The organism is Agrobacterium sp. MS2, assembly GCF_003261015.1.
GTDB classification, from domain to species: domain Bacteria; phylum Pseudomonadota; class Alphaproteobacteria; order Rhizobiales; family Rhizobiaceae; genus Agrobacterium; species Agrobacterium pusense.
This window is the reverse complement of the sequence record NZ_QLNF01000012.1, coordinates 233251-245602: the sequence shown is the minus strand read 5'-3', so window position 1 is coordinate 245602 and position 12352 is coordinate 233251. Positions and strand designations below refer to the sequence as shown.

Sequence of the window (12352 nt, the reverse complement as noted above, 5' to 3'; positions counted from 1 at the left end):
CCATGTCAGCCGTCGCTAGAAAGATCGGTGCCATCAGAAATTTGAAAGTGCGTTAGTCCAGCTGAGGAGAAGCGTATGAATATTGTCGCCCATGTCGAAATCCCCGTGACCGATCTTGATCGGGCGATCCGCTTCTATCGCGCGGTTTTTGATGTGCCCTTTGCCGAAATCGTCGCGATCCACGATAGCAGAATGGCCTATTTCCCTTTTGACGAAAACAGCAATGGCGCCAGTGCCGCGCTTGCCGAAGGCCCGGCCTATGTACCGACGCGAGATGGAGCGATCGTCTATTTCAGTGTCGCTGATGTGGATGATGTGATTGCTAAAGCTCTTGCCGGTGGAAGCGAGCTCCTATTTCCCAAAACGGCGGTGAATGATGCGCTCTTCGTCGCGGAGATTTCCGATAGCGAGGGCAACCGCATCGCCATTCAATCCGCCTGATCGGCCTTCCCAAGACAGAATGACCGGACTCACGTCCTTGTCATCACCTGTTCGCCACACAAACGGAACAGTCGCGGTAGCGCTGACGTTGATCTTTCACCAAAACGCTTAAATCTGGGGAAGTTCATGCGACAGCACCGGAATAACGACGTGGTGAACCATCCAGGCCGGTGGCCGAACTATATCATGGGGCACAGAAAGCCCCGCGAATGGCTGATGACGATCAGCGGCGTCCTGCTGCTCTTCGTCGTAGCGGCCGCCGTCGCCATGGGTTACCTCGTCAGCAGCCATCCCGGCAAGCCGGAGGCAAACCCCGGCATTGTAGAAGAACAGGCAGCAGAAGGCTGAGCGACGTGCGGGCCGGTCAGCTGAGGCCCGCGAGATGACCGCTGAACTGCGCCTCGTGCAGACGGCTGTAATGGCCCTTGGCAGCCAGGAGTTCGGCATGAGCGCCGGTTTCGGCGATGCCGCTCTGGTCAACGACCACGATGCGCGAGGCATCGCGGATCGTCGCCAGCCGGTGGGCGATGACGAGGGTGGTGCGGCCTTTGGCAAGCTCGGTCAGCGATTGCTGGATGGCCCGCTCGGTTTCCGTGTCGAGCGCCGAGGTGGCCTCATCGAGAATGAGGATCGGCGGATTTTTCAGGAACATGCGGGCAATCGCAAGACGCTGCTTCTGTCCGCCGGACAGCTTTACGCCGCGTTCGCCAATGACGGTGTCGAGCCCGAGCGGCATGGCCTCAATGACGCCGTCCAGCCGCGCGCGCCGCGCCGCCTCCATGATCTCCGCATCCGAAGCGCCAAGCCGTCCATATTCGATGTTCTCACGGATCGTGCCGCCGAACAGGAAGACATCCTGCTGCACGATGCCGATCTGATTGCGCAGCGAGGCGAGCTTCATCTTTCTGATATCGATGCCGTCAATGGTGATCGCACCGCTGGTGACGTCATAAAAGCGCGGCAGCAGCGAGCAGAGCGTCGTCTTGCCCGCACCCGACGGGCCAACGAAGGCCACGGTCTCGCCGGCGCTGATCTTCAGGTCGATATTGCTGAGAACCTGCTTGCCCTCGGCGTAACCGAAGCCCACATGGCGGTATTCGATATCGCCGCGCAGCAGCGGCGCTTCCACCGCATCGGGCGCATCGACAATATCGGGCGCGGTGTCGAGAAGCTCGGTGAACCGGCGGAAACCGGCAATGCCCTTGGGATAGGTCTCGATGACCGAATTGATTTTTTCCACCGGGCGGAAAAACACGCCGACCAGCAGCAGGAAGCCGACGAAGCCACCTTCCGTCAGGTCGCCATTCAGAACGAACCAGGCGCCGCAGATCATCACGATCATCTGTGTCAGCCGCATGCTCATGTAGCTCAGCGAGGTGCTGGCCGCCATTATCTTGTAGGCGTCAAGCTTGGTGCGGCGGTATTTCTGGTTGTCTTTTTCGAACAGCGCCCTCTCGTGATCCTCATTGGCAAAGGCCTGCACCACTCGCATGCCGCCGACATTTTCCTCGATACGGGCGTTGAAATCCCCCACACGGCCGTATAGCGCGCGAAAATTCTGCGTCATGCGACCGCCATACCGGCTGGTGACCCAGGCGGTGACGGGCACGACGGCGGCGGTGATGAGCGCCAGCGGCACATTGACCGACAGCATCAGCAGGAACGCGCCGATAAAAGTCATGATGGCGATGAACAGGTCTTCGGGCCCATGGTGGGCGACCTCGCCGATCTCTTCCAGATCCTTGGTCAGCCGCCCGACCAGATGGCCGGTCTTCTGGTTGTCGAAATACCGGAAGGAAAGCTTTTGCAGATGATCGAAGGCCAGCCGGCGCATGTCGGTTTCGATATTGATCCCAAGCATGTGTCCCCAGTAGGTGACAGTCGCCATCAATCCGGTATTCAGTACATAGATGAGGAGCAGCCCGACGGAGGCGGCCAGGATGATAGCCCATTCACCGCCCGGCAGCAGCACGTCGACAAAGGCCTTCACCGCCATCGGAAAGCCGAGTTCCAGTACGCCCGACAAGACAGCGCAGGAAAAATCGAGAATGAACAGACCGCGATAGGGGCGATAATAGGCGAAGAAGCGGCGGAGCATAGCGTGACCTGGAGATCGGGCGCGGCAACCTTACGCCGCAAGAAAAACGGAGTTCAATTGTCATATTTCAATGCGCGCGCCAAGACCGATGTTCTATTTTTACCAAAATCGTTCAATAGGTTCAGCAATAAACACACAACGGTAATGTGATCCGATTATATTGCACTTATATGTATCGGTGTGACAGAGTGAATGCACCCTTCGGGGAGAATGCGAGAAAGAGCCTGCCGTGAGTAAGAATGACAGCCGTAAGCAGAGTGGCGAACCGAGATGGCTTGGTCCGGCCAGCCCGACGCGGATCGCCCTGATCCCGCCCATTTCGGCTGCGCGCTGGCTGCTCGTTCTCGTTGCCTTGGCCGGCATCTACTTCTTCCACGGCTTCCTGGTTCCGGTTCTCGCCGCCCTCGTCATCGGTTTCGCCAGCTGGCCGGTCTATACACGGCTTCTTCGGCAGGTGGGCGGCAACACCACGCTCGGCGCCACCATCGCCATCATTCTCATCCTCGCCTTCCTTGTCGTCCCGATCTTCATCGCCGCTTCCTACACGGCCAGCGAAATCCGCGAATGGTTCGGCTGGGCAGTGCATGTCAACAAGACCGGCGCCCCCGTGCCGGACTGGATCGCCGCCCTTCCCGCCGTCGGCCCATGGCTTGGCGAACAATGGGTGAAATATATCGGCACGCCGGGCGCCATCGGTGAGGTGATCCAGCTCGTCAGCGGCGCCAATATCGGCAATATCTACAGGGCGATCCTCGCCGCCGGCAATGGCGCGTTCCATCTGGTGCTGACGTTGCTGTTCATGCTGATCGCGCTGTTCTTCGTCTATCGTAACGGGGCCGGTTTCACCCGTCAGGTCGATCTGGTCGGCGAGCGCATCCTGCCGACGCGGTGGGAACGCATTTCCCGCGTCGTGCCCGCCACCATCAGCTCCACGGTCACCGGCATGACGCTGATCGCCATCGGCGAAGGCATCATCCTCGGCATCGCCTACTGGATCGCCGGTGTCCCCTCGCCCGTCACGCTCGGCGTGCTGACAGGCGTCATGGCCCTCATTCCGGGCGGTGCGCCTCTGTCCTTCACGCTGGTGTCCATCTATCTGGTCGCCAGCGGCTCGCCCGCCCACGGGTTGGCCCTGTTTGTCTGGGGTTCGGTGGAACTCTTCATCGTTGACAAGACCATCCGCCCGAAACTCGTCGGCGGGCCCATCAAGCTGCCATTCCTGCCGACGTTTTTCGGCCTCGTCGGCGGCGTCAAGACCATGGGTTTCCTCGGCCTCTTCATCGGCCCGGTGCTGATGGCGCTTCTGGTCGCGATCTGGCGCGAATGGGTTCGTGAGGTCGAACTTTCCGCGGCCGCCGAAGCTCCGACACCGCCTCCTGCGCAGGGTGACGCCCTGGACGAGGTCGCCGTGCTCGAGGACAATAGCGAGGAGACCAAGGCGTTTCGAAAGGCCGCTTTCTGATTGAAGCCTGCGCCAGACGCCGCAGCTCCGGTAACGACAGATATCCGCGAACCTCGCATCCGCCCATGCTCGGCCTCGTTGCGCATCCGCAACTATCGCTTCTCCGGTACGGGACCTGATCCTCGGCGCGTTGCGATCATTCTTAGTTCTAAGTTTTCATTCAGGTCTGAAACGGATGAAGAGCGGGAAATGCACCATCGCCGTCATCCTCACCTTGTGCCAAGGTTCTAATCACGTCAGATAAAATCACTCGGATGCAGATCCTCGTGACACACCGAGGATGACGTTGGGTGTTTGGCGCGATCCGTCGCTCGCGCTGCGTTTCATGTCGCGTGGATTCCTTCGTTTTGGACACCGCAAAGTGGCCGCGAACCTGTACCGCCGACTTAAAGCACCTTCTCCATGAAGAGGCTGAGCGGATCAGGCTTATAGGGCGCAAAAGCCTCGATCTCCACGAAACCCGCCTTGCGGTAAAGCCCTATCGCCTCCGGCTGGCTGATGCCGGTTTCGAGACGAATGGCAGAAAGGCCAAGCTCCTCACCACGCGCGATGAGCGTATCCATGATCAGCTTGCCGATGCGCAGACCCCGCGCCTCCGGATCGACGAACATGCGCTTGACCTCAGCCGTGCCATCGCCCGCTTCCACCAGCGCCCCGCAGCCGACCACGCGGCCACCATGCCGCACCACGAAAAAAGAGACATTATCCTTCTCAAGCGCTCCGATATCGACTAGATGATTGCTTTCTGCGGGGTAAAGCGACGCCATATAGGCATTGGAAAGGTCGATGAGGCGCAGAACCGCGTCCTGACGGGGTGCCTCAAGCTTGATTTCGATGGCCAATGCGATGCCTGCCTTCTCTCAAAAAAATGCGTATTTCGTCGTAATGTCACTGCAATCGGGATAGATGAGTTTCTAGAGCATAATTCCCGACAGAGGCAACACACACCATGAAAACAGCCCTCGTTCTCATGACCTTTCTCGGTTGCGACGACAGCGCCACCGATTGCCATTACCTCGCCACCTCGCAACAGCGGTGGACGAGCATCGAACTGTGCGACGCTGTGTCGGAAAAGGAGCTGGAGCGTTTTGCGAACGCGTCCTATCCGGTGGTCGTGGCCGTGTGCCAGACACCGGGTGAACAGAGCCCGCAAACGGTCGGCACGCAGTCCGGCACTCCACCACCGGCCGATGCCCAGCAGGCCACGGCGGAAGTGACGCCGAAAGAAGAGGAAAGTCTCACCAAACAGGCGATCGGCCGCGTCAGCCGCGTCCTTCCTTCCACCGAAGGCATAAAGCACTTCCTTGGAACGCCTGTGAGGATGGTCGAAAACAGCTATTCATGGATTGCCAAACGGTTCGATAAGTGATTGCGGGCAACCGATCTTCCCTCATTCCTGTGCTTGTCACAGGAATCCAGTCGACGCGCGTCTGCGCGGCGGAGAGAGTCCTTCCAGCCCAAGGATTTGGGCTGGAAGGATCCCTGTGACGAGCACAGGGATGAGGATGAGAGGATGCCCCTTCCGGGAAAATTATGATACTCATGCGATTTGTATCAGCCGAAAATTAACCCGACCTCACGCCGCCTCCACCGCCAGCGCCTGCGCATAATATCTCGCCTTCTGCCGTTCTTCCGCAATGCTCAGCTTGCGCACCGCGTGCAACAGTTCGAACAGCGTTTCGGAACCGCTCACGTCACGGAAATGCGACAGCAGTTCGGCAGAGACGGAGGCGGCCGCCTCAGGAAGCTGCGAGCGGGCGGCACGGCGCCACATCAGCGTCGCTTCGCTGAAGACGTCAACGACGTCGCCCGACAGACCAATGGACTGGAACAGCGCCTTCAGCGCATGCGGCCGGCCCGTGGCCAGAATGGCGCGCACCTTGCGGTCATCAAGACCGGAGAGATTGACCATGGCCGCCGTGAAGAACTCAAGCCGGCCCGAACAGACGGCATGGATGAGCAATGCGGGCGTCAGCTCCAGCCTCTGGCGCAGATGCTCCACCAGTGCCGGCAGTTCCGGCGAGGAAACGCTCGATGCGATCAGGATGGTGGCGGAATCTTCCGCTTCGCGGAAAAGACTGTCGGCGCGGTTGCGCGTGATCAGCGCATGAACCAGCGCGGAATCCGCAAGTGCCTCGCTCACGCGGCCCACAAGCAGATGACGCGCATCGGCAGGCAAGGCCTCGCGGCGGAGCAGGAGATCACGGATATCGGCGTCGCAACCGTGACGTTCGGCGATGCGCCGGAGCGAAAACGGTGTGATGAAGGCTTCGTCATTTTCTAGCAGGATGGTGGTTTCGGGCAGGTCGCCAACTTCCGCAAGTGCGGCGCAGACCCCGCGCGGCAGGCCGGGCCTGGCGGCGATGAGCGCGCGGGTCAAGCTTTCGCCACGCCCCGCCAGATCGACCAGATCGGCCTCGGCCAGAACCGGCGAACGGGCGATTACCGTGCAGGCGATTTCCGGCTGGTCTTCGGCAAGGGAAACGATAATGGCGCGCGGCGCATCATGGGCGTCCGCAAGCGCTTCGGCAAGCGCCAGCCGCACGCGCGGCGAAGGATCGTCGAGAAGATAGGTCATCGCCATATAGGCGGCATCGCGGTTTTCGCGCGCCATGCCGGAATGCAGATAGGCACGGCCGAGAGCATTGGCGGCATTCGCCCGCTCGGTCGATCCAGCCTTTTCAGACCAGCGAAGAAATGCCTGTACGATCACCTGAGCCTCGAAACACATTCATACAATGGATGGCGGCATCATCGCCGCCACCATGTATAAAACTCTAGGCGCAAATGGTTTACGTTTGGTTCACCATAAAAATTAACCCTCGCCGAAGAAGGCCTATATTTACGGCGCAGTAGAGGGGCGCTGCAGCTGGAATACATCGCTGCCGCCATCGCAGTAATCCATATAGCCCATGCGCGCCACGGGACGGGCAAGTCCCATGTCGATGCGCCCGTCGCGAATGATCGTTTCGTCGATGTGGATAGCCATGACCTGACCGATGACCATCCAGGAATCCGCTGGCTCGCCTTCAATGTCCCTGAGCTGCTGAATCTGAGTTACCCGGCATTCGAGAACCGCCAGTGCCTCACCCACAAAAGGCGCATCCACCACGCGGCCATCGACAGCGGTAAGACCGGCAAGGGCGAATTCATCGACATCATAAGCGACGGGTGCAGAAGACGCATTCATCCGGTCTACCAGATGGCGGCTGACGAGATTGGCGGTAAAGACGCCGGTCTCCTCGACATTGCGCAGACTGTCCTTCCTGCCGCTGGAGGAGAACATCACGAGCTTCGGCCGGTCCGAAATCGCGTTGAAGAAGGAATAGGGCGAGAGGTTGAGGGAACCTTCCCTGCCCCTCGAGCCGATCCAGCCGATCGGGCGCGGCGCGACGATGGCCTTGAACGGATCATGCGGCAGGCCGTGCTGGTTGGTGTCCGTGGTGTAAAACATCAGACGTCCCCAACCCAGGTGACGACATCGGCAAGCTCCGGCCGAGGCCGTTCCACCGGCGGGAATGTCGTCGAACCGACATGAATGAACCCGGCGACCTTCTCCGCCGCATCGACGTCGATTTCCGCGAGAAAGGCCGGATCGAAAGCGAGCCATTCCGTCAGCCAGTTCGCTGCGAAACCGCTGGCATTGGCTGAGAAGATGAGATTGAGGCACACCGCGCCGGCCGACATGATCTGTTCCCACTCCGGAATCTTGAAATGCGGCTTTGCAGTGCTGATGACGGCAATGACGACGGGTGCGCGGGTGAAGCGGGTGCGCTCGGCTTCCTGCTGCTGCAGGTCGAGGTCCGGGTTCTTTTCGAGTGCGATCCGAAGCGCCGTTTCACCGAGACGGACGCGCTCCTCGCCGCGGAAAACCACGAAACGCCACGGCGCAAGCTTACCATGGTCAGGCACGCGCACGGCGAGCCGCAGGATATCTTCAATTTCCGCCTTCGAAGGTCCCGGCTCGGCAAGTTGCAGGGCCGGCGTGGAACGGCGAACCCTGAGGTAATCGAGGAGCTTGATATCACTTGTCATGATCAATAATCTTCCATTCTGCTGTCATCGCAAAAACATGGGCCTTGAAATAGCCACGGCATTGGTTTTGAAGTGATCCGGGAAAATCAAGAAGTCAATCGGTATCGAAAATGTCGGCAATCAAAATCGCGGCGCGTCTGAGCATTGCATGTGCCGCGCTTGGCCTGTTATCGCAAGCTGCTTTTTCGCAGGACGCCTTCAAGGACTTCAAGCAACTCGGCGGCACGCCGAAAATGCCGAAACTCAATGCTTTCACCGCTCCCTCCGCCCCCAACGCGCCGACTAGCACCGCCCGCGACATAGTCATGGAAGCCAAGCTGACCGGCGAAGGCGAAGCGGTGAAGGAAGGCCTGTCCTGGCGCGTATTCAGCCCCATCCCCGGCACCGACGGTAAATTGCCGATGCTGGCAAGCTCAGAGGGCGGCTCGGCGGAATTCCATCTGGTGCCGGGCGAATATTTCGTCAACGTCGCTTTCGGCCGCGCAGGTGTCACCAAGAAGCTCAACGTGCCTGCCTCCGGCAGCGTCCAGAAACAGGTGCTCATTCTCGATGCCGGTGGTTTCGTGCTGAACGCCGTTGCAGGTTCCGACAAGCAGATTTCCGCCAACCAGCTGAAATTCTCTATCTATTCCTCCGACGCCCGTCCGGATGGCGAACGCGGGCTGGTTATGGAAGACATTAAACCGAACACCATCGTGCGCCTCAATGCCGGCACATATCACGTCGTTTCCCAATACGGTAACGCCAACGCCTCCGTGCGCGCCGATATCCAGGTGGAAGCCGGCAAGCTGACCGAAGCGACCCTTCAGCACCGGGCGGCACAGATCACCCTCAAGCTGGTATCCGAAGCGGGCGGCGAAGCCATTGCCGATACAGCCTGGTCGGTGCTGAACGGCGGCGGTGACGTTGTCAATGAAAGCGTCAGCGCCTTTTCGACCATGGTGCTGGCCGAAGGCGAATATACCGCCATCGCCCGCAACAAGGACAAGGTCTACCAGCGCAATTTCAAGGTGACCTCCGGCCGGGATTCGGATGTGGAAGTGCTGATGAAGGATCAGGCGCCGGAAGAGATGTCCGGGGATTTCGAGTAGGCGTCACCCACATCCATCCGTCATGCCGGACTTGATCCGGTATCCAGCGACGACGCGTCTGCGTCGTGAAGAGAGTCTTTCGCGATCAACGACTTGATCGCGCTGGACCCCGGATCTAGTCCGGGATGACGGAGTTGAATGCGTCGCCTTTGGCAGTGAAATTACCCGCACATCCCCACAAACAAAACGGCCCCCGAAGGGGCCGTAACTGTTATTAGGCAACCTGCTTCTTCGCCGCAAGCTTGCGCTTCACATCCGGCGGCGTCGCTTCGTCCACGAGGCTGGTGATTGCCTCCTCAAGCGACATCGATGTCTGGTTCTGCGAGCCGAGACGGCGGATGTTGACGGTGCGCTCTTCCGCTTCCTTGCGGCCGCAGACGATGATGACAGGAACCTTGGTCACCGAGTGCTCGCGGATCTTGTAGTTGATCTTTTCGTTGCGGAAGTCGGTCTCGACCGCCATGCCCGCTTCGCGCAGCGCTTCCGCAACCTCACGACCATAATCATCCGCATCAGAGGTGATCGTCGCGACCACGACCTGGAGCGGTGCGAACCATAGCGGCATGTGACCGGCGAAGTTCTCGATCAGGATACCCAGGAAGCGCTCCATCGAGCCGCATATGGCGCGATGGATCATCACCGGCTGCGTCTTTTCCGAGTTCTGGTCGATATAGAAGGCGCCGAAACGCTCAGGCAGGTTGAAGTCCACCTGCGTCGTGCCGCACTGCCATTCGCGGCCGATGGCGTCCTTCAGGGTATATTCGAACTTCGGTCCGTAGAAGGCACCCTCACCCGGCAGGATGCCGGTCTTGATGCGTCCTTCCGACTGCTCCTCGATGGTCTTCAGAACCTCCATCATCACGCTTTCGGCGCGATCCCACAGATCGTCGGAACCAACGCGCTTTTCCGGGCGCGTGGAGAGCTTGACGACAATTTCGCTGAAGCCGAAATCTTCGTAGACGGAAAGGATCAGATCGTTGATCCGCAGGCATTCCGCCGCCATCTGCTCTTCCGTGCAGAAGACATGCGCATCATCCTGCGTGAAGCCACGAACACGCATCAGGCCGTGCAAAGCGCCGGACGCTTCATAACGGTGCACATTGCCGAATTCAGCAAGACGAACCGGCATTTCGCGGTAAGACTTCAAGCCATGCTTGAAAATCTGCACGTGACCGGGGCAGTTCATCGGCTTGAGCGCAAAGACGCGCTGATCGGCTTCCTCGTCATCGGGATGGGTAAAGGCATGGGCGGATTTCACCGCGAACATGTTTTCCTGATACCAGCCCCAGTGACCGGAGGTTTCCCACAGCGACTTGTCGAGCACCTGCGGCGCGTTGACTTCCTGATAGGTGTTGGCGAGCCGCCGGCGCATATAGGCCGTCAGCGTCTGGAACATGCGCCAGCCCTTGCCGTGCCAGAACACGACGCCCGGACCTTCTTCCTGGAAATGGAACAGGTCCATTTCGCGACCGAGACGGCGGTGGTCGCGTTTTTCGGCTTCGGCCAGAACGTGAAGGTAATTATCGAGCTCCTCCTGCGTCGCCCAGGCGGTGCCATAGATGCGTGACAGCATTGCATTGTTGCTGTCGCCGCGCCAATAGGCGCCGGCCACCTTCATCAGTTTGAAGGCAGTGCCGATCTGGCCGGTGGAAGCCATATGCGGGCCACGGCAAAGATCGAACCAGTCGCCCTGATAATAGATCTTCAGGTCCTGACCTTCCGGAATCGCATCGACCAGCTCGACCTTGTAATTCTCGCCCTTGGCGGCGAAGACTTCCTTGGCCTTTTCACGCGACCAGACTTCACGGGTAAACGGCTTGTTGCGCTGAATGATTTCCTTCATGCGCTTTTCGATCTTCGGCAGATCTTCCGGCGTGAAGGGCTCGTTCTTGGCGAAGTCGTAATAAAAGCCGTTCTCGATAACAGGGCCGATCGTCACCTGCGTGCCGGGCCACAGTTCCTGCACGGCCTCGGCCATGACGTGGGCGGCATCGTGGCGGATGAGCTCAAGTGCACGCTTGTCTTCGCGCGTGACGATCTCGATCTTGCCATCGGTGATGGTGTCGGACAAATCGCGCAGGGTGCCATCAAGCGTTATGGCGACGGCTTTCTTGGCGAGCGATTTGGAGATGGATTCGGCAACCTCGCGGCCGGTCGTGCCGGGGGCGTAGCTGCGCACGGAACCATCGGGAAATGTAAGGGAAACGGCTTCAGACATCGTCTAGTGCTCCTGTCCAGTCCCGCCAACGAATGCGGGTGGTGTTGGAATAATGATTTACCCGCGACAGGCGGGCACGCAGGCTGATAAAGGCTTTTGCCATTGCAGTCAAAGGTGAAGGCCGCTCAGCGAAGCATTTCCGCGAGACCATTGACCGTGTTGGCGTTGCGGGTCGTGCCTATACCGAGCCTTCTTGTGGTCAGCGCAGACAGCAGCCTGCTCTCGCTCGGTTTGCCCTTGAAATCGATCCACAAGTCACCGCCGATTACGGCGATCGTCTCCTGTCGGCGGTACTTATCGAGAAATCCAAGGATACCTTCGCCAAGCGGTTCACGCATCACCCGCACGCAGACATCCGGCGGATTGCCCTTGGCGAAGGGATTGTCCGCCGCCAGCTTCAGCCAGTCGCCGCCGGAACGAACGAGAATATCGACATGTTTGCCGAAGCGATCTTCGAAGGCGCGCTCCAGCCTGTCCTCTATCTCGCGGACACGTGCCGCTTCAGCGCGAAAAACAAGATTTCCGGTCGCGACAAGCGTCCTGCAGTCGGTAAATCCCAGCTCTTCCGCCAAGGCCCTGAGATCGGCCATGATAAGCCGCTTGCCCGCGCCGAGAACGATGCTGTGCAGCAGGGCCACATAGTCATTCATCGATGTCGGCTCCAGTAGCGCCACGGCATCCACCAGCGCCTGCTTCCATCAAGTACTTCCGGCACCGGATCCAGACCGCTTGTGCCGCCCGGTCCGCAGCGCGCCACACGAAACAGCGTCATCCAGCCGCCGGCCCAAAGCCCGTGGCGGGCAATCGCCTCGTAGCCATATTCCGAACAGGTGGGGATATGGCGGCAGGAGTTTCCGATGAAGCCGGAAAGCGTCAATTGATAAAGCCTGATAAAGCCGACACCGAAAAGCCGTCCTGGCGTCCTGGCAAAGCTGCCCGTCCAGTTACGTGATCGCCCGGATTTCACCTGGGTCTGCTGGTGCCGGCAGCCCGGTTCGCCGCACATT

At 59.6% G+C, this 12352-nt stretch carries 13 protein-coding genes; 5 read left to right on the top strand and 8 right to left on the bottom strand.

Annotation, left to right across the window (positions count from 1 at the left end; genetic code table 11):
• The first annotated feature begins 75 nt into the window (after window positions 1-75).
• Window positions 76-441: a VOC family protein gene (locus DOU54_RS05890; RefSeq protein ID WP_037093653.1), complete on the top strand. Its 366-nt coding sequence runs from the start codon at window positions 76-78 to the stop codon at window positions 439-441.
• A 126-nt stretch (window positions 442-567) separates the two neighbouring features.
• Window positions 568-789 carry a hypothetical protein gene (locus tag DOU54_RS05885; RefSeq protein WP_022556285.1) on the top strand — a complete coding sequence of 74 codons (222 nt, stop codon included), beginning with the start codon at window positions 568-570 and terminating at the stop codon, window positions 787-789.
• Window positions 790-805: 16 nt separating this feature from the next.
• Here the strand turns inward: DOU54_RS05885 and DOU54_RS05880 are convergent, their stop codons facing one another.
• Entirely contained in the window at window positions 806-2539 is a 1734-nt protein-coding gene (locus DOU54_RS05880; protein WP_004442215.1) for an ABC transporter ATP-binding protein, read from the bottom strand.
• Window positions 2540-2768: 229 nt separating this feature from the next.
• On the opposite strand from DOU54_RS05880, the gene DOU54_RS05875 reads away from it, so the two are divergent.
• Window positions 2769-4001 (top strand): AI-2E family transporter, encoded by a 1233-nt coding sequence (locus DOU54_RS05875; RefSeq protein ID WP_035210723.1) that lies wholly within the window; start codon window positions 2769-2771, stop codon window positions 3999-4001.
• Window positions 4002-4387: 386 nt separating this feature from the next.
• On the opposite strand, the gene DOU54_RS05870 is transcribed toward DOU54_RS05875, so the two are convergent.
• Entirely contained in the window at window positions 4388-4843 is a 456-nt protein-coding gene (locus tag DOU54_RS05870) for a GNAT family N-acetyltransferase (RefSeq protein ID WP_113380561.1), read from the bottom strand.
• A gap of 107 nt (window positions 4844-4950) precedes the next feature.
• Between DOU54_RS05870 and DOU54_RS05865 the strand changes: the two genes are divergently transcribed.
• On the top strand, window positions 4951-5370 hold the full coding sequence (locus DOU54_RS05865; protein ID WP_113380560.1) for a hypothetical protein: 420 nt from the start codon (window positions 4951-4953) through the stop codon (window positions 5368-5370).
• Window positions 5371-5577: 207 nt separating this feature from the next.
• Here DOU54_RS05865 and DOU54_RS05860 read toward each other — a convergent pair whose 3' ends face one another.
• From DOU54_RS05860 to DOU54_RS05850, 3 genes are all read right to left on the bottom strand, one after another.
• Window positions 5578-6732: a DUF2336 domain-containing protein gene (locus DOU54_RS05860; RefSeq protein WP_037093663.1), complete on the bottom strand. Its 1155-nt coding sequence runs from the start codon at window positions 6730-6732 to the stop codon at window positions 5578-5580.
• A 111-nt stretch (window positions 6733-6843) separates the two neighbouring features.
• Complete coding sequence (locus tag DOU54_RS05855; RefSeq protein WP_035210728.1) at window positions 6844-7455, bottom strand: flavin reductase family protein; 612 nt, start codon at window positions 7453-7455, stop codon at window positions 6844-6846.
• Window positions 7455-8036 carry a nitroreductase family protein gene (locus DOU54_RS05850; RefSeq protein WP_113380559.1) on the bottom strand — a complete coding sequence of 194 codons (582 nt, stop codon included), beginning with the start codon at window positions 8034-8036 and terminating at the stop codon, window positions 7455-7457. The genes DOU54_RS05855 and DOU54_RS05850 overlap by 1 nt, the downstream gene beginning before the upstream one ends.
• Before the next feature lie 110 nt (window positions 8037-8146).
• Here DOU54_RS05850 and DOU54_RS05845 point away from each other — a divergent pair, with 110 nt between their 5' ends.
• A complete protein-coding gene (locus DOU54_RS05845) occupies window positions 8147-9127 on the top strand; it encodes an RgsD C-terminal domain-containing protein (RefSeq protein ID WP_113380558.1) in 981 nt (326 codons plus the stop codon).
• A 214-nt stretch (window positions 9128-9341) separates the two neighbouring features.
• On the opposite strand, the gene thrS is transcribed toward DOU54_RS05845, so the two are convergent.
• From thrS to yidD, 3 genes are all read right to left on the bottom strand, one after another.
• Complete coding sequence (gene thrS / locus DOU54_RS05840; RefSeq protein WP_004442234.1) at window positions 9342-11345, bottom strand: threonine--tRNA ligase; 2004 nt, start codon at window positions 11343-11345, stop codon at window positions 9342-9344.
• Window positions 11346-11470: 125 nt separating this feature from the next.
• On the bottom strand, window positions 11471-11995 hold the full coding sequence (locus tag DOU54_RS05835; RefSeq protein WP_113380557.1) for a DUF1697 domain-containing protein: 525 nt from the start codon (window positions 11993-11995) through the stop codon (window positions 11471-11473).
• Window positions 11992-12351, bottom strand: a complete 360-nt coding sequence (gene yidD, locus DOU54_RS05830; RefSeq protein WP_113380556.1) for a membrane protein insertion efficiency factor YidD — start codon at window positions 12349-12351, stop codon at window positions 11992-11994. The genes DOU54_RS05835 and yidD overlap by 4 nt, the downstream gene beginning before the upstream one ends.
• Window position 12352 lies beyond the last annotated feature (1 nt).

Coding starts and splice junctions, on each gene's coding strand:
- DOU54_RS05860 (WP_037093663.1), bottom strand. CDS start 6,732: ATGTGTTTCGAGGCTCAGGTGATCGTACAGGCATTTCTTCGCTGGTCT.
- DOU54_RS05890 (WP_037093653.1), top strand. CDS start 76: ATGAATATTGTCGCCCATGTCGAAATCCCCGTGACCGATCTTGATCGG.
- DOU54_RS05885 (WP_022556285.1), top strand. CDS start 568: ATGCGACAGCACCGGAATAACGACGTGGTGAACCATCCAGGCCGGTGG.
- DOU54_RS05855 (WP_035210728.1), bottom strand. CDS start 7,455: ATGTTTTACACCACGGACACCAACCAGCACGGCCTGCCGCATGATCCG.
- DOU54_RS05850 (WP_113380559.1), bottom strand. CDS start 8,036: ATGACAAGTGATATCAAGCTCCTCGATTACCTCAGGGTTCGCCGTTCC.
- DOU54_RS05845 (WP_113380558.1), top strand. CDS start 8,147: ATGTCGGCAATCAAAATCGCGGCGCGTCTGAGCATTGCATGTGCCGCG.
- DOU54_RS05880 (WP_004442215.1), bottom strand. CDS start 2,539: ATGCTCCGCCGCTTCTTCGCCTATTATCGCCCCTATCGCGGTCTGTTC.
- DOU54_RS05865 (WP_113380560.1), top strand. CDS start 4,951: ATGAAAACAGCCCTCGTTCTCATGACCTTTCTCGGTTGCGACGACAGC.
- yidD (WP_113380556.1), bottom strand. CDS start 12,351: ATGTGCGGCGAACCGGGCTGCCGGCACCAGCAGACCCAGGTGAAATCC.
- DOU54_RS05835 (WP_113380557.1), bottom strand. CDS start 11,995: ATGAATGACTATGTGGCCCTGCTGCACAGCATCGTTCTCGGCGCGGGC.
- thrS (WP_004442234.1), bottom strand. CDS start 11,345: ATGTCTGAAGCCGTTTCCCTTACATTTCCCGATGGTTCCGTGCGCAGC.